This is a genomic window from Geomonas diazotrophica (genome assembly GCF_019063885.1).
GTDB lineage: Bacteria > Desulfobacterota > Desulfuromonadia > Geobacterales > Geobacteraceae > Geomonas > Geomonas diazotrophica.
The window spans coordinates 3,985,115-4,007,816 of the sequence record NZ_CP077684.1 but is presented as its reverse complement, the minus strand read 5'-3'; the positions used below and the strand labels follow the sequence as shown (position 1 = coordinate 4,007,816).

Genomic DNA, 22,702 nt, shown 5'->3' with positions numbered 1-22,702 from the left:
GCGTGGTAAATGGCCAAGAAAAGCATGGACGAAGTGAAGCAGCTCATCGACCTGGGCAAGGAGAAGGGTTTTCTCACCTACGAAGAGGTGAACGACCTGCTCCCCCCTGACATCGTCTCCTCCGATCAGATTGACGATGTGATGAGCATGTTTGGCGATATGGACATCGAGATCGTGGATTCCGCCCAAAAGGTGAAGATCCCCAAGATCAAGATGGACCTCGAGGAAGAGGAAGAGCACGAGGGGGGCGAGGAAGAGGTCGAGTTCGAGCCCGGAACCCTCGGCCGCACCAGCGACCCCGTGCGCATGTACCTGCGCGAGATGGGCTCCGTGTCCCTGTTGACCCGCGAGGGCGAGGTCGAGATCGCCAAGAGGATCGAAGTGGGCGAGCGCGACGTGGCCAGCGTCATCCTGAACACCCCGATCACCGTGCGCGAGGTCATCACCCTGGGCGAGCGTCTGCGCAAGCAGCAGATCGGCGCCATCGAGATCTCCAAGGACGTGGAGGAAGAGGTCCTGGAAGAGGGCGAAGAGGATCTGCAGGCGCTGCGTGTTCTCGGCATCATCGACGAGATCCACGAAATGTCCCAGCGTATGGAGCAGATCCAGACCGCGCTGGAAGGTAAGGTCTCCGCCAAGGAAGGCGAGGCGCTCAACACCGAGCACGGCGAGCTGAAGGTCAAGATGGCCGAGACCCTCAAGTCGCTGCGCCTCAAAGACCGCCACATCGAGAAGATCGCCCAGCGTCTGAAGGAGCTCTCCTGCAAGGTCGACACCGTCATGCAGGAGATCGCGGAACTGGAGAAGGAAACCAGCACCGTCAAGGACGTGTTCCTGGCCGCCTTCGAAGGCCTCAAGAACGCTTCCGACGCCGATTTCTCGAAGAAGATGAACATGAGCCTGGAAGAGGGTCAAAAGCTCGAGAAGCGCTACCGCTCCAGCGAGGCGAAGCTCAAGAAGATCGAGCAGGAGTCCGGCTTCAAGGCGAGCGAGCTCGCCAACGCACTCCTCGCCATCGAGGAAGGTGAGCACAAGGCCAAGCTGGCCAAGAGCGAGCTGGTAGAGGCGAACCTCCGCCTGGTGGTCTCCATCGCCAAGAAGTACACCAACCGCGGCCTGCAGTTCCTCGACCTGATCCAGGAAGGGAACATCGGCCTCATGAAGGCGGTGGACAAGTTCGAGTACCAGCGTGGCTACAAGTTCTCCACCTACGCCACCTGGTGGATCCGTCAGGCCATCACCCGCGCCATCGCGGACCAGGCCCGCACCATCCGTATCCCGGTGCACATGATCGAGACCATCAACAAGCTGATCCGTACCAGCCGCCAGCTGGTGCAGGAGATCGGCCGCGAGCCCTCCCCGGAGGAGATCGCCGAGCGCATGGCGCTGCCGCTGGACAAGGTAAGGAAGGTCCTGAAGATCGCCAAGGAGCCGATCTCCCTGGAGACACCGATCGGCGAGGAGGAAGATTCCCATCTTGGCGACTTCATCGAGGACAAGGGCGTGGTATCCCCCCTCGAGGCGGTCATCAAGGCGAACCTCTCGGAGCAGACTTCCCGCGTGCTCTCCACCCTGACGCCGCGTGAGGAGAAGGTGCTCAGGATGCGTTTCGGCATCGGCGAGAAGAGCGACCACACCCTGGAAGAGGTCGGTCAGGACTTCGAGGTCACCCGCGAGAGGATCCGGCAGATCGAGGCCAAGGCGCTCAGGAAGCTGCGGCACCCGAGCCGGGCGAAGAAGCTGAAGAGCTTCGTGGAGTAGTCACCAAGGCCGCACCGGAATCGCCGGCGCGGCCTTTTTCTTTTTAAGAACCAAAAAACGGACCCCCCCTTACGACCTCCCCCCTCCGGGGAGGAGCGTGAGACAGAGGTAAGCGATGAAGAAAAAAGCGGTAATCCTGTACAGCGGCGGGCTCGATTCGACCACCTGCATGGCCATCGCCAAGCACCAAGGCTTCGAGCCCTACGCCATGAGTTTCAGCTATGGCCAGCGCCACCAGCACGAAGTGGCCCTCGCCAAGCAGAACGCGCGCCCGATGGGAGCGGTGGACCACATGCTGGTCGAGTTCGACCTGCGCAAGATGGGGGGGAGCGCCCTCACCTCCGACATCGCGGTCCCCAAGGAAGGGGTGGGTGAGGAGATCCCGGTCACCTACGTTCCGGCCAGGAACACCATCTTCCTCTCCTTCGCGCTGGGCTGGGCGGAAACGCTTGGGGCCTTCGACATCTTCATCGGTGTGAACGCCCTCGACTACTCGGGCTACCCCGACTGCCGCCCCGAGTACATCGCGGCCTACGAGGTGATGGCGAACCTCGCCACCAAGGCGGGCGTGGAAGGGAAGAAGATGACCATCCACACGCCGCTCATCAGCCTCAGCAAGGCGGAGATCATCAAGACCGGCCTCACCCTGGGCGTGGACTACGGCAAGACCCATTCCTGCTATGACCCGACCAAGGACGGCGCCGCCTGCGGCCTGTGCGACTCCTGCCGCCTGCGCCTGAAAGGGTTCTCGGAACTGGGCGTCACCGACCCGGTCCGGTACGTCAAGCGGTAGTCCCGGCAGATCTACCATCATTCCACCGTCCCTCCCTCTCCTTTCGGGAGAGGGCCGGGGTGAGGGCGCCGGAATAGGCGATACCCTCACTTCGTGGCAACGCCCTCACCCCTTCCCCTCTCCCCGTGGGCGAGGGGGAAGAACGGCTGAGGAAAAGGCATGAGCAAAGATATGGAGCAAAAGAAAGAAGGCAAGGCACTTTCCGACGTGCAGCTTACCCGCGACACGCGCAACATCCCGATCGGGAAGGTCGGGGTGAAGGACGTGTCGTATCCCATCGTGGTGATGGACAAGAACAAGAAGTTCCAGAACACCATCGCGCGCATCAACATGTACGTCGACCTCCCGCACCACTTCAAGGGGACCCACATGAGCCGATTCGTGGAGATCCTGAACAAGTACCGGCAGGACATCGCCCTCGACAAGCTCGAGGTGATCCTCGCCACCATGAAGGAGAAGCTCGGCGCGTCCAACGCGCACCTGGAGATGGAATTCCCCTACTTCGTGGAGAAGAAGGCGCCGGTGTCGAAGGCCAAGAGCCTCATGGAGTACACCTGCACCTTCAGCGCGTCGCTTTCCGACCAATTCGACTTCGTACTGGGGATCAAGGTGCCGGTTACCTCGCTTTGCCCCTGCAGCAAGGAACTCTCCAGCTACGGCGCCCACAACCAGCGCTCCATCATGACCGTACAGGTCCGCTACAGCGAATTCATCTGGATCGAGGATCTCATCGACCTCATCGAGGAGTGCGGTTCCTCGCCTGTTTATTCACTGCTGAAGCGCGAGGACGAGAAGTTCGTCACCGAGCGTGCCTACGAGAACCCGCGCTTTGTCGAGGACATGGTGCGCGAAGCTACGGTGCGGCTGCTATCTATGGAAAATGTCACGTGGTTTTCCGTCGAGGCGGAAAACTTCGAGTCGATCCACAAGCATTCCGCGTACGCGGCGATCGAGCGAAAAAAGAGGTAATGGGGCCGGCGAAGTCAACGGCTTGACTGTCTCCGCATGTGGATAACTCTGTTGAAAAGCGGCAAAATTGTGGACAACTCTAGCTTTTAATTCTTCATTTAACTCTCTTAAGGTTCTCCTCTCTAATGAAGCGTGTGCTCGCCATCTTCGCCAAGACGCCTCTGCCGGGACGGGTGAAGACCCGTCTTTCGCCCCCCCTGTCGCCGCGTCAGGCCGCCGAACTCTACCGCTGCATGCTTCTCGACACCGTCGAGCGGGCGGCGGCACTTCCAACCGATATCGTGATCTTCCACGAGGGGAGCGCGGAGTTCTTCGAGAAGGCTGCGCCGGGCGCGGTGCTGGTGCGCCAGTGCACGGGCGGGCTGGGAGTGCGCCTGGAACACGCGTTCCAGGAGCTCTCCTCGCGCGGCTATGGCCCGCGCGTGGTGATAGGGACCGATTCCCCTGATCTGCCCCTGGCTTTCATCGAAGAGGGGTTCCGGAGACTCGAGCAGGGGAGCGAGGCGGTTTTCGGTCCGGCAGAGGATGGCGGTTACTACCTGGTCGGGGTGAGCGGAGGCTACGGTACCCTCTTTCGCGACATCCCCTGGTCCAGCGAGAAGGTGCTGGAGGCGAGCCTCAGGCAGGCGGCGGCTTCGGGGCTCGCCGCAGCGCTGCTCCCCTCATGGCACGACGTGGACAGTTATGAGGATCTCCTTCGCCCGAGCCTGCTGGAGGCGTCCAGCGGCGCGCCACGCACCCGCGCCTTCATCGCGGAGCTGGGCCTTGCCGCCCCGCTTGCCGCGAACGCGGTCTGACCGCACACGGTTGACAAGATTCCCATACCTGCTTTGATCTATGGCGTGGCGCAGACCGCGCCTTTCGTTTATCATCAGCACCTGCTTTAGAGGGGTTTACATGCCGCTTTCCCATATCCAGATCCTGAACGAGGTGTTCGGCTTCAAGTCTTTTCGGCCGCGCCAGCAGGAGATCGTGGAGACGGTGCTCTCCGGGAAGGACGCTTTCGTCCTGATGCCGACGGGCGGCGGCAAATCCCTGTGCTATCAGGTCCCCGCCCTTTGCCTTCCGGGCACCGCCCTCATCGTTTCGCCGCTGATCTCGTTGATGAAGGACCAGGTCGACGCCCTGCGCGAGAACGGGGTCGCCGCTGCCTGCTACAACTCGGCCCTGGGCGAGGCCGAGGCGCGCCGGGTGCTGGCGGAACTGCACGCGGGCGAGCTGAAACTCCTCTACGTCGCGCCGGAGCGGCTGCTCTCCGACGGCTTCATCGACCGCATCAGGACCCTCCCCATCTCCCTCTTTGCCGTGGACGAGGCCCACTGCGTCTCCCAGTGGGGGCACGACTTCCGCCCCGAGTACGCGCAGCTCGGCATGCTGCGCGAGATATTCCCGCAGATCCCGATGATCGCCCTCACCGCGACCGCCGATGCCCAGACGCGCGGAGACATCCTCTCCCGGCTTGGGCTCCAGGATGCCACCTGCTTCTGCACCGGTTTCGACCGCCCCAACATCCGTTACAGCGTAATGGAGAAGAACAAGCCCTTCAGCCAGCTGACCGCCTTCCTGTCCACCAGGAAGGACGAGGCTGGCATCGTCTACGCCCTGTCGCGCAAGCGGGTGGAGGAGGTGGCCAGGAAGCTCTGCGAGAGCGGGATCAAGGCCGCCGCCTATCACGCGGGGCTGCCCGACCGGGAGCGCCACGAGGCCCAGGAAGCCTTCCTGCGGGACGACGTGAAGATCGTCGTTGCGACGGTCGCCTTCGGGATGGGGATCGACAAGTCCAACGTCCGCTTCGTGGTGCACTACGACATGCCCAAGAGCATCGAGAGCTACTACCAGGAAACCGGGCGCGCCGGCCGCGACGGGCTCCCAGCCGATGCGCTGCTCCTCTTCGGTTACGGCGACATAGCGGTGGCCCGCGGGCTGATCGGCAACGGCGGCAATGAGGAGCAGAACCGGATCGAGCTGCACAAGCTCAACTGCATGGTGGGCTTTGCCGAAGCGCAGACCTGCCGCCGGCAGGTGCTTTTGGGTTACTTCGGGGACAGCCTGGCGGCGGGGTGCGGCAACTGCGACATCTGCGAGAGTCCGCCGGAGCGGTTCGACGCAACCGAGGATGCCAGGAAGGCGCTCTCCTGCGTCTACCGGGTCGGGCAGCGTTTCGGCATGGGGCACGTCATCGACGTGCTGCGCGGATCGCAGAACCAGCGAGTCCACGAGTTGAAGCACGACCAGCTTTCCACCTTCGGCATCGGGAAGCACCACTCACAGGATGTCTGGGGAAACCTCTTGCGCCAGTTGATACACCTTGGGTACCTGGAACAGGATGTGGCCGGTTTTTCGGTATTGAAGCTGACGGAAAAGGCGCGCCCGCTGTTGAGGGGGGAGACGAAGCTGGAGTTGGCGAAGCCGAGGGATACCCGGGTGGTCGAGAAGAAGAGCGCGGCCAGGAAGCCCTCCTACGACGGCGAGCTCTTCGGGGAGCTGCGGGAGCTGCGCAAGCAGATCGCGGACGAGCAGCAGGTGCCGCCGTACGTGGTGTTCCCCGACGCGACGCTGGCCGAGATGGCGGCGCAGATGCCCAAGGACAAGTGGGAGCTCCTAAAGATTACCGGCGTGGGGCAGCACAAGATGGCGCGCTATGGCGATGCGTTCCTGCGCGTGATAAAGGGGCACCAGTCTACTTGATCACCTCGATCTGGTACCCGCACTTGGTGAGGTGCCGGGTCACTTCGTGGATGTGCTCGGCGCCGCGGGTCTCCAACTCCACCAGCACCTCGGTCTTCCCGATGGGGAGCGACTCGGAACGCCGGTCATGGGTGATGATGGAGATGTTGGCGCGCGCCTCCGCGATTTCGGCGGCGAGCCTCGCCAGCGCTCCCGGCACGTCGTCCAGCTCCACCTTCAGCTTCAGGTAGCGCCCCGCCGCCAGCAGGCCTCGCTCCACGACCACCGCGATGGTCTTCACATCGATGTTCCCGCCCGATAAAAGCGCGACGGTCTTGCCGGTAACCTTCTTCACCTTCCCGTTCAGTAACGCCGCAAGGCCGACCGCGCCGGCACCCTCAACCATCAGCTTGTTGCGCTCCATAAGCGACACGATGGCGAGCGCGATCTCTTCCTCGTCCACCAACACGATCTCGTCGACGTAGTCCCGGACTATCGGGAAGGTGTTGCTCCCCGCAGTCTTGACCGCGATGCCGTCGGCAAGGCTCGCCCGGATCGGGACGGTGATCACCTCGCCCGCCTTCACCGCCTGACGCATGGAGGGGGCCGCCGCCGACTCGACGCCGATGACACGCACGTGCGGATGGGTCTCTTTTATGGCCCGGGCGATCCCGGCGATCAGCCCCCCGCCTCCGATCGGTACCAGCACGTTGGCGAGGTCGGGAATATCCTCCAACAACTCGAGGCCGATGGTCCCCTGGCCTGCCATCACCAGCGGATCGTTGAAGGGGTGCACGAAGAGGGCGCCGGTTTGCTCGGCCTGCCTCAGGGCGGCGGCGCAGGCTTCGTCGAAATTCTTTCCTTCCAGGACCACCTCCGCGCCGTAGTCGCGGGTGGCGAAGACCTTCTGCGGCGGGGTGCTTTCGGGCATGTAGACCACCGCCTTCACGCCGAGGAGGTCCGCGGAGAAGGCGACGCCTTGGGCATGGTTGCCTGCCGAGGCGGTGATCACGCCGCCGGCGAGGGCGTCACGCGACTGCGCCGTCATGAAGTTGAGCGCGCCGCGGATCTTGAAGGCGCCGGTGCGCTGCAGGTTCTCGCACTTGAAGTAAAGGGGAATGCCGAGTCGTTCGCTGAAGTGGTGGGCCTGGATCAGTTCCGTGCGACGCACCCTTTTTTTCAGCCGCTGGGCCGCGTCGAGGATCAGGTTGTAATCGAGCATCTATCGTTTCCGTTTCAGTTAGTGTGCGTGATCGTGGTCGTGGCCGTGATGGTGTCCCTGGCAAGTGCCGTGCGGGTGTTGATGCGGGTGCGCGTGGGCATGCGCCAGCGAGGCGGCTCTGGGGCGATGTCGGAATTGCTTGGCGCCCTGCGCCTCGGTGCAGCGCGCGCTCTCGACCTGCAGCGTGGTGTGGCTGATGTGGAAATGCTGGAACAGCTTCTCCTCGATCTTGCGCAGGATCTCATCCTGTTCCGAGTTGGAGCAATCCGGCACCACGACATGCGCGGAGAGGGCGATGATGTGGGAGCAGATGGTCCAGACGTTCAGGTGGTGCACCTCTGCCACCCCCTTCACCTCCTGCATGGCGAAGGCGACCTGTTTTATGTCGATGCCGCGCGGTACCCCTTCCAGAAGGATGTGCACCGACTCGCGTATCACCCGCCACGATCCCCAGAAGATGATGAAGCCGATGCCGACCGATATGATGGCGTCGAGAAGGTACCAGTTGGTGAAGTACATGATGATGCCGCCCACGATGACGCCGACCGAGGCGGCAGCGTCGCCGATGACGTGCAAAAAGGCGCTGTGGACGTTGAGGTCGTCGTGCGAGTGCGAGTGGAGCGCGCCGGCGGAGAGCAGGTTCATGGCGAGGCCGACGGCGGCGATGATCAGCATCTCGAGGCTCTTCACGGCCTGCGGCTGCATCATGCGCTCCACCGCCTCGTAGCAGATGATACCGGCGATGAGAAAGACGGTGCTGCCGTTGATGAACGAGGCGAACACCTCGGTTCTGTGCCAGCCGAAGGTCCGGGTGTCGCTGACAGGATACGAGGCGAGCTTGATGGCACCCAGGGAGAGGAGCAGGGCGAAGAGGTCGAGGAACACGTGCGCCGCGTCGGACAAAAGGGCCAGCGAGTTGGTCCAGATGCCCCCCGCCAGTTCAGCCACCAGGGTCAGCGAGGTGAGCAGGATGGCGTACTTGAAGCGTCCGGTTATGCTCTGGTCCAGGTGGGTTTCGGCATGGGCGTGCATAGCGTATCTCGATGGGGAGGGGAGGGGCGAAGCCCCTCCCCTCCCGGTTAGAAGCTCAACCCGGCTTTGAGGGAATAGATCGGGCGCTGCTGGTATTCAACCTCGGCGGTGATGCCGACCAGGGGCAGCGGCGAGAACTTCACGCCGCCGAAGACGCGCGGCTGGAAGACGTCCTCGGACTTGAGGGTCGGGGCCAGTGCCTTCAGATGCCCTTTCGCCTCGCTGTTGACCCAGACCCCGCCCGCCCCGGCGTAGGGGGTCAGGATCAGGAATCCTTTGCTGATGGAGGCATCGATGCCGGCGGTCTGCAAGTCGAGATCGTTGACGCCGGAAAGCCTGCTGTAGGTGGCGCGCACGCCTAGAGCGGGCGTCGCCGCGGTCCCTTCGAGGATTGCCTTGCTCACCTCGATGCCCCAGAGCTTGATGTTGGAATCAGGAACATACGAGTACATGGCGCCGACGTCGATCCCCATGGGAAGACCTTTACGGGCGCGCAGCTTCGGGATCGCCAGGAAGGAAGGGGCGTCGTTTCGGTAGGCGGCGTTCCAGTAGCTGCTGTTGCTGATGTCGATCGCCGAGAGCTCAACGCCGATGTCGAACCCGGTGATCCCGAGCGGTTCAGCGGGTGCCACGTTCTTGTAAGAGATGGCGGCGCCCGCCTCCCTGGTCAGCTCCCGGAACTCCTTCTGGGTCAGCGGAGAGTTGAAGCTTATGTCTCTGGCCATGGCCTGTGCGGCGCCGAAAAGGGTGACCGACAGGGCGAGTAATACGGCGAGTTTTTTCATGTTCCCCTCGTTTTCATTATAGTGAGCAACGGTTTGAATCTTAGCAGAGCTCCCTACCGGGGTCAATCGCTTAGCCGCCTGGCGCCTTGCAATTTGAACTATATACTGTTATCTTTCCGGCAAAATTCTGTCGGAGGTCTGTACAAATGGAACCGATTCACCATCGTCTCATCATCTTAGGCTCAGGTCCTGCGGGTTTCACTGCCGCGATCTACGCGGCGCGGGCGAACCTGAACCCTGTCCTCATCACCGGGCTGCAGCAGGGGGGGCAGTTGATGACGACGACCGAGGTGGATAATTGGCCCGGCGACCCGGAAGGGGTGATGGGGCCGGAGCTGATGGAGCGGATGCGCCAGCACGCCGAGCGCTTCGGCACCCAGTTCATTTTCGACCACATCAACAAGGCCCAGGTGATGAAGCCCCCGTTCGTTTTGGAAGGGGACAGCGGCAGCTACAGCTGCGACGCGCTCATCATCGCCACCGGCGCCTCGGCGAAGTACCTGGGGCTCCCCTCCGAGCACGCCTTCAAGGGGAAGGGGGTTTCGGCCTGCGCGACCTGTGACGGATTCTTCTACCGCGGCAAGCCGGTTGCCGTCGTCGGTGGCGGCAGCACGGCGGTGGAAGAGGCGCTCTACCTCTCCAACATCGCAAGCCACGTGACCGTCGTGCACAGAAGGGACAAGTTCCGCGCCGAGAAGATCCTTGCCGACAGGCTGATCGAGAAGACCAAGAACGGCAACGTAACCATTGAATGGAACCACCAGCTGGAGGAGGTGCTCGGGGACGAGTCCGGCGTAACCGGCATCAGGCTGCGCCACAAAAGCGGCTCCGACAAGGTGATCGACGTGCACGGCTGCTTCATCGCCATTGGGCACCAGCCCAACACCCACATCTTCGAAGGGCAGCTCGAGATGGACGAGGGATACATCCGCACCAACTGCGGCTACGAAGGGAACTCGACTGCAACCAGCACCCCCGGGGTCTTCGCCGCGGGCGACGTGCAGGACAGGAACTACAAACAGGCGATCACCTCCGCCGGCACCGGCTGCATGGCCGCCCTCGACGCCGACCGTTACCTGGAAATGCTGAAAGCCTGACCCTGCTCCTCCGCCCCCCCCCTCGCACAGCGGGGGAGGGGGGGCAAGGTGCACCTCGCGACACGCACGGCAGCGCAGACTACCCGCAGGAACTTACCCGAGTAATTTCACCGTTAGTTGGGGGTTCGGATGCTTGCCAAGGTTCTCGCCAGCGCGCTTTTAGGTATAGACGCCATCCTGGTCGACGTGGAAGTCGACATCGCCCAGGGCCTCCCCCAGCTAGCCACCGTCGGCCTCCCCGACGGGGCGGTCAAGGAAAGCAAGGACCGGGTCAAGGCCGCGCTCAAGAACTCCGGCTACGATTTCCCCAACCGCAAGATCACCGTCAACCTAGCCCCCGCCGACGTCAAGAAGGAGGGGGCCTCCTTCGACCTTCCCATCTCCATAGGCATCCTCGCCGCCACCGGCGCCGTCAAGGAAGATCAGCTCCGGCGCTACATCCTCCTGGGGGAGCTGTCGCTGGACGGTGGCGTCAAGCCCGTGCGCGGCTGCCTCTCGGTGGCGGTCGCCGCGCGCGAGGCGGGGCTGGCCGGTATCATCATCCCGGCGGAGAACGTCTGCGAAGGGGGTGTCGTCGAGGGGGTCGAGGTGATCGGCGTGACCGAGCTCTCCCAGGTCGTGGATTTCCTGAACGGCAACCTCGCGATCGCCCCGTTCCGTGCCGACGTCGAGGCGCTCTTCAGCCAGGGATGCGAGGCGGGCGACGACTTCTCCGAGGTGAAGGGGCAGGAGCATGCGAAACGCGCCCTGGAGGTCGCCGCCGCCGGCTCGCACAACCTCCTGATGATCGGCCCGCCGGGGTCGGGAAAGACCATGCTGGCCCGGCGCATCCCTTCGATCCTCCCCCCGATGCTCTTCGAGGAGGCGATCGAAACCACCAAGGTCTACAGCGTCATGGGGCTTTTGGAGCGGGACCATGCGCTCATCTCCTCCCGCCCCTTCCGTTCCCCGCACCACACCATCTCCGACGTCGGGCTCATCGGCGGCAGCAACACGCCCAAGCCGGGCGAGGTTTCCCTGTCCCACAACGGCGTCCTGTTTCTGGACGAGCTCCCCGAGTTCAAGCAGCACGTTCTGGAGGTGCTGCGACAGCCCATGGAGGACGGGCGGGTCACCATCTCCCGGGCGCTCTCCTCGGTCACCTACCCCTCCCGCATCATGCTGGTCGCCGCCATGAATCCCTGCCCCTGCGGCTACCTCTCCGACCCCATCCACCAGTGCTCGTGCACGCCGCTCATGATCCACCGCTACCGCTCCCGGGTTTCCGGCCCGCTTCTGGACCGTATCGACATCCACATCGAAGTGCCGGCGGTGAAGTACCGCGACCTCGCCGACCGGGGCGAGAGCGAGAGCTCCGCGGCCATCGCGGCCAGGGTGTCGCGCTCGAGGGAGGTGCAGAAGGAGCGCTTCCTGGGGACCAGGGTCAGGAGCAACGCCCAGATGACCGCCCGGATGATCCGCAAGTTCTGTGAGCCCGACGAGGCGGGAAGCCGGATGCTCGAAGTGGTCACCGACCGCCTCGGTCTCAGTGCCAGAAGTTACACCAGGATTTTGAAGGTGGCCCGGACCATCGCCGACCTCGAGGGCGCCGAGACCATCCGCGAACACCACATCTCCGAGGCCATCCAGTACCGGAGCCTGGACCGGAAGACGTAAGGGGACTGGCTCCGCCGGGTGCCTGTCTCCCTTGCCTTGCTGTTACCCCGATCTTAAAATCCGGAAGCCGAAGTTAACAAGATCGGGCTTGATCTAAAAATCCGGAGGCCGAAGTTAACAAGATCGGGCTCGATCTAAAATCTGGAGGCCGAAGTTAACAAGATTGGGCTCGATCTAAAAATCCGGAGGCCGAAGTTAACAAGATCGGGCTCGATCTAAAAATCTGGAGGCCGAAGTTAACAAGATCGGGCTCGATCTAAAAATCTGGAGGCCGAAGTTAACAAGATCGGGCGCGATCTAAAAATCTGGAGGCCGAAGTTAACAAGATCGGGCTCGATCTAAAAATCTGGAGGCCGAAGTTAACAAGATTGGGCGCGATCTAAAAATCTGGAGGCCGAAGTTAAAAAGATCGGGCTCGATCTAAAAATCTGGAGGCCGAAGTTAACAAGATCGGGCTCGATCTAAAAATCCGGAGGTCGATCTTAACAAGATTGGGCGCGATCTAAAAATATGGAGGCCGATCTTAACAAGATTGGGCTCGATCTAAAAATCTTGAGGTCGAAGTTAACAACTTTGGCCTCGATCTAAAAATCCGGAGGCCGATCTTAACAAGGTCGGGCTCGATCTAAAAATCCGGAGGCCGACCTTAACAAGTCGGGGCGCCTTTGCTGTAGGTAGGATTAACGATCTGATGCTTGGCAACGTCCCCTCCCGCAAAAAGACAAAAGCCTTTCCCCTAGATTTCTTGTCAAACGCCGATCCACTGATAGTGGTGCCAGGTCTTGCAAAATGACTTTTACGACAGCTAGGCCAACAGTACAAGACCTAGCATCGGTTCCTTTGGCACCGGTCCGCTAACTCACGAATTGTCTGCAGTATATGATTTTGTGCATTTTTTGTGACTTAACTCACCAGGTTAGAGCGTGTATTTAGTTGTGCATTCATGAATGCTGGTATAATGTCTACCGTGCTTTATGTCAGTTTGAATAACTCCCGGTAGCATGCCGTACGGCGCCTATGAGTGAGATATGCACAACATCGACATAAATGTGAATGTGATGACGCCTGGGCCTGAGATGGAGATGGTGCGAAAGGCCCGGGAAACCTTGGGGGAAGGAGGACTGAAGTCCGTCCGGTTCCCGGAACCGCTGGAATCCGCCTTCGACGAGTACTACCGCGAGAAAACCCTGAAACACGTCAGGGTCGCACTCCTGACCGGGTTCATTCTGTACGCGGTCTTCGGGCTGGTGGACGGCCTGCTCCTGCCTGCGGACCGGGCCCACATGTGGTTCATCCGCTACGCCGTGGTCTGCCCCACGGTCATGGCCGGACTTGCATTCACCTACTTTCCCCATCTCCGGTGTTTCATGCAGCCGGTCGTCTCGCTGGTGATGCTGGTCGGGAGCCTCGGCATCGTCTCCATGGTCTACTACGACCCGACCCCCACCAAGAATTACTACTACTCCGGGATTTTGCTCCTCATCATGGGTGCCTTCACCTTCGTAAGCCTCAGGCTCCGTTACGCGGTCTGCTGGGCCTTGGCCACCACGCTGGCATACGAGGCTGTGGCCATCTTCTTCAACCACACCGACGTCACTATTCTCATTCAGAACACCTTCAGCATCGTCGCCACCATCATCATCGGGGCCTTCTCCAATTCGCTGATGGAAAATTACCTGCGCCGCGACTTCCTGAACGCGAACCTGCTCGAGTACGAAAACCGGCAGCTCCAGAATGCGACCCTGGAATTGCGCAGGCTTTCCATCTCGGACCCGCTGACCAGCCTGGGCAACCGCCGCCATTTCGAGGTGATGCTGGACCAGGAATGGCTGCGCGCCGTCCGCTCCGAGGCCCCCATAGCGCTCATCTTCTTCGACATCGACTTCTTCAAGTTCTTCAACGACAACTACGGACACCAGGCCGGCGACAATTGCCTCAAACTCGTGGCGCAGGAACTCGGAGGGTTTGCCAGGCGCCCCGGAGACACCGCGGCGCGCTACGGCGGCGAGGAGTTCGTGTTGCTGCTTTCCGGGGTCGGCCTTGACGATGCGGCGGCTATTGCGGAGTCCTGCCGTAAAGCCGTGGAGGCCCTCCAGATCCCTCACAGTCATTCTCCGGTTGCCCGGGTGGTCACGGTCAGCGCCGGTGTCGCCGCCATGTGTCCGGACCGGGACGCGAGCAGGTCGCAGCTCGTCGAAGCTGCGGACAAGGCGCTGTACCGGGCCAAGCTGAAAGGGCGCAACCGGGTGGTCTCCTCCAAGAAGGAGCCGGGAAAGAGAGTGAGACAGGTTTACCCGCACGCCGTCAACTGAATCAGCTCTCAAGCCCACCCCTGTCGCCCGCCGCAGAGTTCATCACCTCACTCGGAAAAATCCTGCCCGACCGCTCCCAGAACCGGATCAGGTCATTCGTCCTGCTTGACCTCTCATTTCCTGCCGTTATGATCCTTGTGTCGGTTTATCACTAAGAGAGCAACACGGAGAACGGCATGGAAACGATGACGAGATTCAAAGCACTGGTAGTGGAGAAAGGGGCGGACCAGACCTTCACCAGGAGCCTTAAACAGCGTGACATAAACGAACTGGGTGCGGGTGAGCTTTTGGTGCGGGTGCGCTATTCTTCGCTCAATTACAAGGACGCCCTCTCCGCTACCGGGCATCCCGGTGTGACCAGGCAGTTCCCGCACACACCGGGGATCGATGCCGCGGGCGAGGTCGCTTCCTGCAGCGACGGCAGCTTCGCGCCGGGCGCCCAGGTGGTGGTCACCGGGCACGACCTCGGCATGGAGACCGACGGAGGGTGGGGCGAGTACATCCGCGTCCCCTCGTCATGGGGGGTGCCGCTTCCGGCCGGGCTTTCCCTGCGCGACAGCATGATTATCGGGACCGCCGGGTTCACGGCAGGGCTGTCGGTATTGAAGCTGGAGCGGGCGGGGGTGAGGCCGGAAAGCGGCGACGTCCTGGTCACCGGCGCGACTGGCGGGGTCGGGAGCATGGCGGTGAGCATCCTGGCCAAGGCGGGGTACCGCGTCGTGGCCGCCACGGGCAAGGCGGCCGACGAGGGTTTTCTGCGGGACTTGGGCGCAGCGGAGGTGATCTCCCGCGCCGAGGTGATGGCGGGGGCGGAGCGAGCCCTGATGAAGGAACGTTGGGCGGGGGCCGTCGACGTGGTCGGGGGGGAGATGCTCGCCGCGGTGCTGAAATCCACGCGCTACGGCGGTACGGTCACCTGCTGCGGTCTGGTCGGCTCCGCTGAACTCCCGGTCAACGTCCATCCCTTCATCCTGCGCGCAGTCACCCTGGTCGGGATCGACTCCTCGCGCTGCCCGAGCGCCACGCGGCTCGAGGTGTGGCAACGGCTCGCCGGTCCGTGGCGCCCCGCACTCCTGGGCCAGATGGCGACCGAGGTGACGCTGGAGGGTCTGGAGGATGAGATCAGTCGGATTCTCCGGGGTGGCGTCAGGGGGAGGGTGCTGGTGCAGCTGTAAGCTCTGCTGCCGCGGGCAAAAATAAAGGCCAGTCCGGGTGCGGGCTGGCCTTTACTTGTGAAGGGGCTCAGGAAATCGGGATGCGGTGCCCCGTGCCGCGTTGCTGTTGCGGCTTTGGTAGCCGGATGGTGAGGACCCCGTTGTTCAGGTCCGCCCTGATCTTTTCTTCCTGCACCGGATACGGCAGCACCACGCTGCGGGAGAAGCTGCCGTAGCGGCACTCGGAGAGGAAGCCTCCCGCGGCCCCTTTCCCCTCGCGTACGACCTTCTTTTCACCCCTGATGGTGAGGCGCCGGTCCACCAGTTCGACGCTGAAATCTTCCTTCTTCATCCCCGGCACTTCGGCTCGGATCACGAGTTCCTCGGCGGTTTCGTGCATGTCGACCAGCGGGCCGCCGCGCTGCATGAACGCGGGAATCACGTCGGCGGTGAGGTTCTCCAGCGTTCGTTCCTCTTTCTTCGCGGGCACCAGGTTGTTCAGCAGGGTGCCCACCTTGTCCTGTACATGTTCAAGGGCGTCACGCCACTTCTCAGGTACCAGGCTTGCCATCCCTCATTCACCTCCTGTGCAACGTCTTTAGCTCACCTGCACCTCGATGCGCCGCGGCTTGGCGATTTCGGCCTTGGGTATGCGCAGTGTCAGTATGCCGTTGGCGAAATCGGCCTTGGCCTGGCCGTGGTCGAGGCTCTCCGGAATGGTGAACTGGCGGAAATAACTGCCCAGTTCGAACTCGCGGTAGACCGGAGTGCCCGCCATGGTGTGCGATGCGGGTGCGCTGATGGTGAGTACTCCCTTCTCCACGTTGACGTCGATGCTCTCTTTGGCTGCGCCCGGGAGATCGGCGGTGACGAAAAGACCTTCGTCGGTTTCGATGATGTTTACTGCCGGGCGTATGAATCTCTCGTTCGACCTCGTTTCTTCACGCGGTTGTACGTTCATTTCGTCGTTTCTTTCGGTCAAGCTGTTGGGTGCCATATCGATGACCTCCTCTTCACAGTATTTCCGGCTTTAGGAAAGCTTGATTTCGATCCGTTTCGGCTTGGCGTGCTCCGCCTTGGCCAGGGTCACGGTCATGATGCCGTCCTTGCACCGGGCGCTAATCCTGTTGGCGTCGATGTCGACCGGGAGCTCGAGGGTGCGGCTGAATTTGCCGGAGCCGAGCTCGCTGCGGTGCACGATCCCTTTCACCTCGGCGAAAGGCTTGCGCTCGCCGCTGATGGTCAGGGTGTTTCTGAGGACCGAGAGGTCCACATCTTTGGGGTCCACCCCGGGGATCAGGGCTTCCACGTAGACGTTGCCCTCATCCTCGCTGAAGTTGACCATCGGGAAGCGACGGGTGGTCACCGGCGAGAGGAACGTCGGACCAAAGGAACGGTTCACTCCCACGCCGCGGAAGGCTTCGTCGATCTCTCTTCTCAGGTTGTCCAGTTCTCTGAAAACATCCCAGCTTGCCATGTGATTTACCTCCTTTCGGTGAGTCGAATTTCTGAGCGTAAGATAATCACTGTTTGTGCGCTGTCAAGGGGGTGGTCGTGTGAGGCCCTCCCCTGGTGCGGTGCTTTAGGGGGGCTTTCGGAGGGGAGGGCGCGCGATATACTCTAGCCATTCCGACCGGGAGGTGGCGCATGCATTTGATCGGCAACGAGGCATTGTTTGACCTGCGCAAGGTCGCTTTCCTTTGTTCCCGCAAGTTTCCCCAGGAGGCGGCGGAGAAGGCGTGTCGCTGGGCGGAGGCGCAACGCGAGGCCGGCAACTGCGTCATCTCCGGATACCATTCCCCGATCGAGAAGGAGGTGCTCTGCAGGCTGCTGCAGGGAAACCAGCCCATCATCATCGCCCTGGCTCAGGGGCTGAACCGGCTGGACTCGCAATGGGAGCGACACCTGGCCGCGGGGCGCCTCCTGGTGATATCCCGCTACGCCCAGAGTGTGAGTCATCCCTGCGAGTCGAAGTGCTATCAACGCAACAAGATGATGATCGACCTCGCCGACACCGTTGTCATAGCGCATGCGTCTCCTGGCGGAAGTCTGGAGCGGCTGTGCTCGGAGCACCGAGGCAAAGTGGTTCTGCTGTAACGCCGCTGGCTCTGAAATTTCTAAAAATAAAAATATTGACAATCGCGAGCCCCTCCTCTATAAACGAAAACAACTTTCAAAACCAACTGTGACATTGGTCCATCTGGCAATTCCATCCCCCAGTCAATCAAAGGTTTAGCTCTGGAAGTGGCAGTGTCGTGACTCTCGCGGCGCAGCTCTTATCTGTCACTGTATTTCCGGGTTGATGCTCTGAAAGTGAATGTCATTGTACTGATGACGTTCTCAGGGCACGAGATTCCGATTAGTGACAGATGGCGCAGCGTCACTGTGTTACCGACAGCGATGCTGTGACTCAAGGGAGTATTGTTTTTTTTCTCCAATGAATGAAATTGGTTTTCAGTTTTGGAAGAGCGGGCCGATAGGCCACAAGTAGTGAATAACAATCTACTGGATACGGCAACTTGTTCCAGATTTTGCAGTCAAAGCCGGCTGAGTCGAAGCGATGAAAAGAGGAGGAGTTTATGGTCAAAGTGAAGAAGCTCGCCGTGAGCGGCATGCTCCTGTTGGGGAGCCTTTTTATGACATCGGGGGCGGCCTTCGCGCTGCATCCCGAGCTGGTGGTGCCGGAAACGGTGGAGTGCAAAGTGAAGGCGTGCCAGGAAATCATGCGCCTGGGCAACAAGTACCAGGTGGAGGGGCTCTTTTCCAAGGAGTTCCAGGAAGGGAAAGCGCAATGCTCCCGCATGGACGTGGCCCTGGCGGTGCACCTTCTCACCGAGAAGATGGCGGAGAAGGTGGTGAAGGAGGGGAACCAGGCGGTGGACAAGGAGGACCTGGTGCTCCTGAGCGACCTCAAGGAGGAACTGCGCGCTGAGATGCTCCTGGTCGGCACCAGGACCTTCCAGTCGCGCCATGAGGACCTGGGAACCAGGTTCACCGCCCTGACCAAGAACATCGCCCTGTCGGGCGGGATGGTGGGCGTGCTGCAAGGGTCGATCGGAAACAAGCCCAAGGACTCTACGGACGTGGTCGGGCGGGCTGATCTCGTCTTCAACTTCAAGGTGGGTGAGAACACCATCGCGGTCATCGACGTCGAGGCGACCGGCGGCGACGGCGTCGACGCCAGGGTGCCCTCCTTCTCCGGGATGAACGGCGTGGCCGGTTCGACCGGCGACCGGGTCCGCTTCCGCGAGGCATGGATCGAGCACTCAGCTCTCAGCGACCGCCTCCTGCTTACCGCGGGCAAGGTCGATCTCTCCAACTACTTCGACACCAACGCCGTAGCGGGCGACGAAAACAGCCAGTTCCTCTCCGGCGCCTTCGTTCATTCCGCCGTGCTTCCCTTCCCGGCCAACGGCCCGGGTGCGCGGATCCAGGCCAAGCTGGCGGAGCCCCTTACTTTCGGTATCGGCTACGGCAGCGGCGACGCCGACAGCGCGAACGACTCGGACAGCAACGACATCTTCGATCACGGCTTCGGCATCGCCGAACTGGCCTACAAGCACAAGGCGGGCGAACTCGAGGGGAACTACCGGATCTACGGCGCCTTCGATAGCGCACCGGCGGACGGGACCCGCAAGCTGGTCGCCAAAAGCGCCTACAGCCTGGGAGTCAGCTTCGACCAGCAGGTCACCGACAAGCTCACCCTCTTCGCCCGTTATGGCCAGCGCGACAAGGATGTCTACGCGGCAACCCGCGCCTGGAGTGCCGGCGGCCAGTACCAGGGGCTCGTCGCCGGCCGCAAGGACGACGTGCTGGGCTTCGCCTACGGGCAGGTGAAGGCGGCGCGTACCGTGGCCGATGCCCAGGAGAAGCTTGCCGAGATCTACTACAGGTACAAGGCGAGCGACCAGATCGAGATCTCGCCTGTGGCACAGTACCTGGTGCACCCGGCGGGCCTTAGCGGTAACGACGGCGTGCTGGCGTTCGCGCTGCGCGCGAAGATCAGCTTCTAGAGAGGCGGACACAAGGGGGGCGGCGCCACCCGACGCCGCTTGTACGGCAAACAGTAAAGGAGCGTGGATGATACCTCTGGGACTTTTAAGCGCAGGCGAAAACGGCGAGATCGTCGAGATCGTGTTCGGCAAGGGGGAGGCGGGTCGCGCCGGGAGCGCCGAACAGGATAAGAGCATGGTCCGGGTCGAGGAGATGGGGCTTCGGATCGGCAAGAACGTTGAAATGCTGACCAACGGCGGCAGCACCATCCTGCTCAGGGTGGACGAGGCGCGGATCGCCCTGGCCCGCCGCATGGCGATGAAAATCATGGTGAGGAGATAGCGAGATGAATCTGGCAAGGCTGAAGCCCGGGCAGAAGGGGACCATCACCTCGATCGGGTCGATCGGACCTTTGAAAAGGCGGCTCATGGATATGGGGGTGTTGGTGGGTGAAGAGATCAAGGTGCTCAAGGTGGCACCCATGGGCGACCCCATCGAGGTGAGCATCAAGAGCTACAACCTGTCCCTCAGGAAGAAGGAAGCGGAAGGTATCGCGGTGGAGGTGGCGGGATGAGCACGCAGTTGAAGTACAGGGACGAGGAGTCAGACGGCGAGATCTCCGGGCGCAGCGCCGAGGCGCGCGTCATCACCGTGGCAGTCGCGGGCAACCCGAATTCCGGCAAGTCCACGCTGATCAACGCCATCGCCGGCACCAGGCTCCACGTCGGCAACTGGGCCGGGGTGACCGTGGAGAAGAAGGAGGCCCTCTTCGACTTCGGCGGCAGGAAGATCCGCCTGGTCGACCTTCCCGGGACCTACTCGCTCTCCCCCTACTCGCAGGAGGAGATCGTGGCGCGGGACTACCTGGTCCACGAGCGCCCGGATCTCATCATCAACGTGGTTGATGCCACCAACCTGGAGCGCAACCTCTACCTCACCGTGCAGATCATGGAACTGGGCATCCCCGTGGTCATGGCGCTCAATATCTACGACGAGGCGCAGGAGAAGGGATACCGGATCGACGGCAAGGCGATGGAAGAGATGCTTGGTATCGCGGTGGTTCCGACTTCGGCCACCAGGAAGACCGGGCTCGACCAGTTGCTCGACACTGCGCTGCGGGTGGCTGACGCCCCGAAGCAGCGGGTCCCGAAAAAGCTCAACTACGGTGAGGACATCGAGGTCGCTTGCGACTACCTGGCCAAGTCCTTCCGCACCAGTTATCCGGCGCTGACCGACAGCTACCCGCAGCGCTGGCTGCTCTTGAAGCTCATGGAGCAGGACAGCCACGTCATGAGGGAACTGGACCTGGACAACCTCGACTTCCTGGACCAGGCGCTGCACCACCTGAGGAAGGCCCACGGCGAGGACATCGAGTCTATCATGGCCGACGCCCGCTACTCGCTCGCCTCCGGGCTGACCCGCGAAGTGCTGCACAAGCCAGAGCTGCGCCCTACCGAGATCACCGAGAAGATCGACAAGATCGTGCTGAACCGTTTCCTGGGGATCCCGATCTTCATGGCCGCCATGTGGCTGCTGTTCAAGCTCACCTTCGACCTGTCCGCCCCGTTTGGGGCCTGGCTCGGCTCCATGACCGACGGTCCATTCAAGCGTTGGGCCTCCGCCCTGCTGACCCCTCTGGGGGCGCCGGACTGGACCGTGTCGCTGGTGAACGACGGGGTGATCGCCGGGGTGGGCTCGGTCATCGTCTTCGTGCCGGTCATCTTCGCCATGATGTTCTTCATCACCTTCCTGGAGGGGAGCGGCTACATGGCGCGCGCCGCCTTCGTGATGGACCGCACCATGCACGCCATAGGCCTGCACGGCAAATCATTCATACCGATGCTGCTCGGTTTCGGCTGCAACGTCCCGGGGATCTACGCGACGCGCACCCTGGAGAACCCCAAGGACAAGGTGCAGACCGCGCTCTTGGTGCCGCTTATGTCCTGCGGCGCGCGCCTGCCGGTGTACGTGGTCTTCGTTTCCGCCTTCTTCCCCAACAACTCCAGCACGGTGATCTGGTCGTTGTACGTGATGGGGATACTGCTCGCGGTGCTGATGGGGCTCATCTTCAAGAAGACGCTGTTCCGCGGCGAGGCCCCCATGTTCATCATGGAGCTCCCCCCCTACCGCATGCCTTCCCTGCACAGCCTCTGCGTGCACACCTGGGAGAAGGGGAAGCACTTCCTGTACAAGGCCGGTACCTATATCTTCGCGGTCTCGATCCTGGTCTGGTTTCTGTTGAACCTTCCCTGGGGGGTCGAGCACAAGCGCGATTCTTACCTGGGGCAGGCGGGCGCTGTGGTGGCGCCGGTGTTCCAGCCCATGGGTTTTGGCACCTGGGAGGCGGCATCGTCCCTGATCTCAGGCGTCATCGCCAAGGAGATCGTGGTCGGCACCATGGGCGAAATCTACGCGCCCAAGAAGGAAGAGCAGGCGGAGGTGCCGACCCTGCAGGAGGATCTGAAGGAGATTGGGGTTTCCTTCGGCGCGGCCTGCAGCAAGGCGGTCAAGACGCTCCTGTATCTGCCGGTACCGGAGGAGAAGGAGAAGGACCGTTCCGCGCTGAAACAGGCGCTGCTGGGGGTATTCACCCCGCTGTCGTCCTACGCCTTCATGGTGTTCGTGCTGCTCTACATGCCCTGCGTGGTGGCGATCGCCGCCATGCGCCAGGAGTTCGGCACCTGGAAATGGGCCGTGGTGGGGCTTGGTTATCAGACCGCGCTGGCTTGGTGCGCCGCGCTGATCGTCTACCAGGGGGGAAGACTCCTGGGGCTGGGAGGTTGACATGGGAATCGCAGACGTAATCATTGCGGCCCTCCTCGTAGGGGGAGCCTGCTACATCCTGTACGCCACGCTCTGGAAGAAGAAGGGGTGCTGCGGTTGCGAAGGGGGGAGCTGCTGCAAGAAGTAGCGCGCTGAAACGACGAGGGCCGGGGAAGTTCCCCGGCCCTTTGCGGTTGGTGGTCGGTTTTTTCAGGCGTAGACGGAGAACCCCTCCGGCGGGTTCACCGCGGCCGCTTGCTGGGCCAGGATATTGGCCATCTGCATCTGGGCGTTGGCCGCGTTCTTCATCAACTCCATGGAAGCCGACTGCTGGGCGAGAGCAGCGGCGCCTGCTACCTGCATGGTTGCTATGGTGGTTACATCCATAACGTGTCCTCCTGCAGCCCCTTATCTCGGGGCGCTGCAGCTCTTATCGGCGGGGAGGCTGCGATCCTTGAGGGGAAATCGCTCCGCCCCCCCCTTTCCCGCGCCCGGCGG

The 22,702-nt window shown here is 62.0% G+C and carries 22 protein-coding genes; 15 read left to right on the top strand and 7 right to left on the bottom strand.

Features of this window, described 5'->3' with window-relative positions:
* Positions 1 to 9 precede the first annotated feature (9 nt).
* From rpoD to recQ, 5 genes are all read left to right on the top strand, one after another.
* Positions 10 to 1,761, top strand: coding sequence for an RNA polymerase sigma factor RpoD (rpoD, locus tag KP003_RS17715; protein ID WP_216789450.1), 1,752 nt, complete (start codon positions 10 to 12; stop codon positions 1,759 to 1,761).
* Between the two features lie 115 nt (positions 1,762 to 1,876).
* Positions 1,877 to 2,554: a 7-cyano-7-deazaguanine synthase QueC gene (gene queC, locus KP003_RS17710; RefSeq protein ID WP_217300041.1), complete on the top strand. Its 678-nt coding sequence runs from the start codon at positions 1,877 to 1,879 to the stop codon at positions 2,552 to 2,554.
* Positions 2,555 to 2,725: 171 nt separating this feature from the next.
* Positions 2,726 to 3,523, top strand: a complete 798-nt coding sequence (folE2, locus tag KP003_RS17705; RefSeq protein WP_216792007.1) for a GTP cyclohydrolase FolE2 — start codon at positions 2,726 to 2,728, stop codon at positions 3,521 to 3,523.
* A gap of 125 nt (positions 3,524 to 3,648) precedes the next feature.
* Entirely contained in the window at positions 3,649 to 4,320 is a 672-nt protein-coding gene (locus KP003_RS17700; RefSeq protein WP_216789449.1) for a TIGR04282 family arsenosugar biosynthesis glycosyltransferase, read from the top strand.
* 100 nt (positions 4,321 to 4,420) lie between these two features.
* Positions 4,421 to 6,211 (top strand): DNA helicase RecQ, encoded by a 1,791-nt coding sequence (gene recQ / locus KP003_RS17695; RefSeq protein WP_216789448.1) that lies wholly within the window; start codon positions 4,421 to 4,423, stop codon positions 6,209 to 6,211.
* Here recQ and ilvA read toward each other — a convergent pair.
* Genes ilvA through KP003_RS17680 form a run of 3 tightly spaced genes read right to left on the bottom strand, consistent with a single transcriptional unit; the run spans position 6,204 to position 9,229 of the window.
* Complete coding sequence (gene ilvA / locus KP003_RS17690) at positions 6,204 to 7,412, bottom strand: threonine ammonia-lyase (RefSeq protein WP_216499710.1); 1,209 nt, start codon at positions 7,410 to 7,412, stop codon at positions 6,204 to 6,206. The two genes, recQ and ilvA, sit on opposite strands and share 8 nt — an antisense overlap.
* An 18-nt stretch (positions 7,413 to 7,430) precedes the next feature.
* Positions 7,431 to 8,444, bottom strand: coding sequence for a cation diffusion facilitator family transporter (locus tag KP003_RS17685; protein WP_216789447.1), 1,014 nt, complete (start codon positions 8,442 to 8,444; stop codon positions 7,431 to 7,433).
* Between the two features lie 47 nt (positions 8,445 to 8,491).
* A complete protein-coding gene (locus KP003_RS17680; protein ID WP_217300040.1) occupies positions 8,492 to 9,229 on the bottom strand; it encodes a hypothetical protein in 738 nt (245 codons plus the stop codon).
* Positions 9,230 to 9,375: 146 nt separating this feature from the next.
* On the opposite strand from KP003_RS17680, the gene trxB reads away from it, so the two are divergent.
* From trxB to KP003_RS17660, 4 genes are all read left to right on the top strand, one after another.
* Positions 9,376 to 10,326, top strand: coding sequence for a thioredoxin-disulfide reductase (gene trxB, locus KP003_RS17675; protein WP_216789445.1), 951 nt, complete (start codon positions 9,376 to 9,378; stop codon positions 10,324 to 10,326).
* Positions 10,327 to 10,455: 129 nt separating this feature from the next.
* Complete coding sequence (locus tag KP003_RS17670; protein WP_217300039.1) at positions 10,456 to 11,982, top strand: YifB family Mg chelatase-like AAA ATPase; 1,527 nt, start codon at positions 10,456 to 10,458, stop codon at positions 11,980 to 11,982.
* Between the two features lie 1,028 nt (positions 11,983 to 13,010).
* Positions 13,011 to 14,294, top strand: coding sequence for a diguanylate cyclase (locus KP003_RS17665; RefSeq protein ID WP_217300038.1), 1,284 nt, complete (start codon positions 13,011 to 13,013; stop codon positions 14,292 to 14,294).
* A gap of 176 nt (positions 14,295 to 14,470) precedes the next feature.
* The gene (locus KP003_RS17660) at positions 14,471 to 15,469 is read left to right on the top strand and encodes a YhdH/YhfP family quinone oxidoreductase (RefSeq protein ID WP_217300037.1); all 999 of its coding nucleotides are present in this window, start codon (positions 14,471 to 14,473) and stop codon (positions 15,467 to 15,469) included.
* A gap of 67 nt (positions 15,470 to 15,536) precedes the next feature.
* Here the strand turns inward: KP003_RS17660 and KP003_RS17655 are convergent, their stop codons facing one another.
* The 3 genes from KP003_RS17655 to KP003_RS17645 are packed head-to-tail and all read right to left on the bottom strand — an operon-like array spanning position 15,537 to position 16,925.
* Positions 15,537 to 16,019: an Hsp20/alpha crystallin family protein gene (locus tag KP003_RS17655; protein WP_216497475.1), complete on the bottom strand. Its 483-nt coding sequence runs from the start codon at positions 16,017 to 16,019 to the stop codon at positions 15,537 to 15,539.
* Between the two features lie 27 nt (positions 16,020 to 16,046).
* Positions 16,047 to 16,445: an Hsp20/alpha crystallin family protein gene (locus KP003_RS17650; RefSeq protein ID WP_216497476.1), complete on the bottom strand. Its 399-nt coding sequence runs from the start codon at positions 16,443 to 16,445 to the stop codon at positions 16,047 to 16,049.
* Between the two features lie 33 nt (positions 16,446 to 16,478).
* Positions 16,479 to 16,925: an Hsp20/alpha crystallin family protein gene (locus KP003_RS17645; protein ID WP_217300036.1), complete on the bottom strand. Its 447-nt coding sequence runs from the start codon at positions 16,923 to 16,925 to the stop codon at positions 16,479 to 16,481.
* A 170-nt stretch (positions 16,926 to 17,095) separates the two neighbouring features.
* Here KP003_RS17645 and KP003_RS17640 point away from each other — a divergent pair, with 170 nt between their 5' ends.
* From KP003_RS17640 to KP003_RS17615, 6 genes are all read left to right on the top strand, one after another.
* Positions 17,096 to 17,545: a DNA-processing protein DprA gene (locus tag KP003_RS17640; RefSeq protein WP_217300035.1), complete on the top strand. Its 450-nt coding sequence runs from the start codon at positions 17,096 to 17,098 to the stop codon at positions 17,543 to 17,545.
* Between the two features lie 482 nt (positions 17,546 to 18,027).
* Positions 18,028 to 19,461 carry a carbohydrate porin gene (locus tag KP003_RS17635; RefSeq protein WP_217300034.1) on the top strand — a complete coding sequence of 478 codons (1,434 nt, stop codon included), beginning with the start codon at positions 18,028 to 18,030 and terminating at the stop codon, positions 19,459 to 19,461.
* 67 nt (positions 19,462 to 19,528) lie between these two features.
* Complete coding sequence (locus tag KP003_RS17630) at positions 19,529 to 19,783, top strand: FeoA family protein (protein WP_216497480.1); 255 nt, start codon at positions 19,529 to 19,531, stop codon at positions 19,781 to 19,783.
* A gap of 4 nt (positions 19,784 to 19,787) precedes the next feature.
* On the top strand, positions 19,788 to 20,015 hold the full coding sequence (locus KP003_RS17625; RefSeq protein WP_216789415.1) for a FeoA family protein: 228 nt from the start codon (positions 19,788 to 19,790) through the stop codon (positions 20,013 to 20,015).
* Complete coding sequence (gene feoB, locus KP003_RS17620; protein WP_217300033.1) at positions 20,012 to 22,225, top strand: ferrous iron transport protein B; 2,214 nt, start codon at positions 20,012 to 20,014, stop codon at positions 22,223 to 22,225. The genes KP003_RS17625 and feoB overlap by 4 nt, the downstream gene beginning before the upstream one ends.
* A gap of 1 nt (position 22,226) precedes the next feature.
* Complete coding sequence (locus KP003_RS17615; protein WP_199396136.1) at positions 22,227 to 22,352, top strand: FeoB-associated Cys-rich membrane protein; 126 nt, start codon at positions 22,227 to 22,229, stop codon at positions 22,350 to 22,352.
* A 62-nt stretch (positions 22,353 to 22,414) separates the two neighbouring features.
* Here KP003_RS17615 and KP003_RS17610 read toward each other — a convergent pair whose 3' ends face one another.
* Complete coding sequence (locus KP003_RS17610; RefSeq protein ID WP_216497484.1) at positions 22,415 to 22,591, bottom strand: hypothetical protein; 177 nt, start codon at positions 22,589 to 22,591, stop codon at positions 22,415 to 22,417.
* Between the last annotated feature and the right edge of the window lie 111 nt (positions 22,592 to 22,702).

Bases quoted from the DNA above. Each gene is read 5' to 3' on its own strand.
- KP003_RS17625 (WP_216789415.1), top strand. From the start codon at position 19,788: ATGAATCTGGCAAGGCTGAAGCCCGGGCAGAAGGGGACCATCACCTCG.
- KP003_RS17700 (WP_216789449.1), top strand. From the start codon at position 3,649: ATGAAGCGTGTGCTCGCCATCTTCGCCAAGACGCCTCTGCCGGGACGG.
- KP003_RS17660 (WP_217300037.1), top strand. From the start codon at position 14,471: ATGGAAACGATGACGAGATTCAAAGCACTGGTAGTGGAGAAAGGGGCG.
- KP003_RS17655 (WP_216497475.1), bottom strand. From the start codon at position 16,019: ATGGCAAGCCTGGTACCTGAGAAGTGGCGTGACGCCCTTGAACATGTA.
- KP003_RS17645 (WP_217300036.1), bottom strand. From the start codon at position 16,925: ATGGCAAGCTGGGATGTTTTCAGAGAACTGGACAACCTGAGAAGAGAG.
- KP003_RS17685 (WP_216789447.1), bottom strand. From the start codon at position 8,444: ATGCACGCCCATGCCGAAACCCACCTGGACCAGAGCATAACCGGACGC.
- ilvA (WP_216499710.1), bottom strand. From the start codon at position 7,412: ATGCTCGATTACAACCTGATCCTCGACGCGGCCCAGCGGCTGAAAAAA.
- KP003_RS17680 (WP_217300040.1), bottom strand. From the start codon at position 9,229: ATGAAAAAACTCGCCGTATTACTCGCCCTGTCGGTCACCCTTTTCGGC.
- KP003_RS17665 (WP_217300038.1), top strand. From the start codon at position 13,011: ATGCACAACATCGACATAAATGTGAATGTGATGACGCCTGGGCCTGAG.
- KP003_RS17610 (WP_216497484.1), bottom strand. From the start codon at position 22,591: ATGGATGTAACCACCATAGCAACCATGCAGGTAGCAGGCGCCGCTGCT.
- KP003_RS17635 (WP_217300034.1), top strand. From the start codon at position 18,028: ATGGTCAAAGTGAAGAAGCTCGCCGTGAGCGGCATGCTCCTGTTGGGG.
- KP003_RS17640 (WP_217300035.1), top strand. From the start codon at position 17,096: ATGCATTTGATCGGCAACGAGGCATTGTTTGACCTGCGCAAGGTCGCT.
- recQ (WP_216789448.1), top strand. From the start codon at position 4,421: ATGCCGCTTTCCCATATCCAGATCCTGAACGAGGTGTTCGGCTTCAAG.
- trxB (WP_216789445.1), top strand. From the start codon at position 9,376: ATGGAACCGATTCACCATCGTCTCATCATCTTAGGCTCAGGTCCTGCG.
- KP003_RS17615 (WP_199396136.1), top strand. From the start codon at position 22,227: ATGGGAATCGCAGACGTAATCATTGCGGCCCTCCTCGTAGGGGGAGCC.
- folE2 (WP_216792007.1), top strand. From the start codon at position 2,726: ATGGAGCAAAAGAAAGAAGGCAAGGCACTTTCCGACGTGCAGCTTACC.
- KP003_RS17670 (WP_217300039.1), top strand. From the start codon at position 10,456: ATGCTTGCCAAGGTTCTCGCCAGCGCGCTTTTAGGTATAGACGCCATC.
- KP003_RS17650 (WP_216497476.1), bottom strand. From the start codon at position 16,445: ATGGCACCCAACAGCTTGACCGAAAGAAACGACGAAATGAACGTACAA.
- rpoD (WP_216789450.1), top strand. From the start codon at position 10: ATGGCCAAGAAAAGCATGGACGAAGTGAAGCAGCTCATCGACCTGGGC.
- KP003_RS17630 (WP_216497480.1), top strand. From the start codon at position 19,529: ATGATACCTCTGGGACTTTTAAGCGCAGGCGAAAACGGCGAGATCGTC.
- queC (WP_217300041.1), top strand. From the start codon at position 1,877: ATGAAGAAAAAAGCGGTAATCCTGTACAGCGGCGGGCTCGATTCGACC.
- feoB (WP_217300033.1), top strand. From the start codon at position 20,012: ATGAGCACGCAGTTGAAGTACAGGGACGAGGAGTCAGACGGCGAGATC.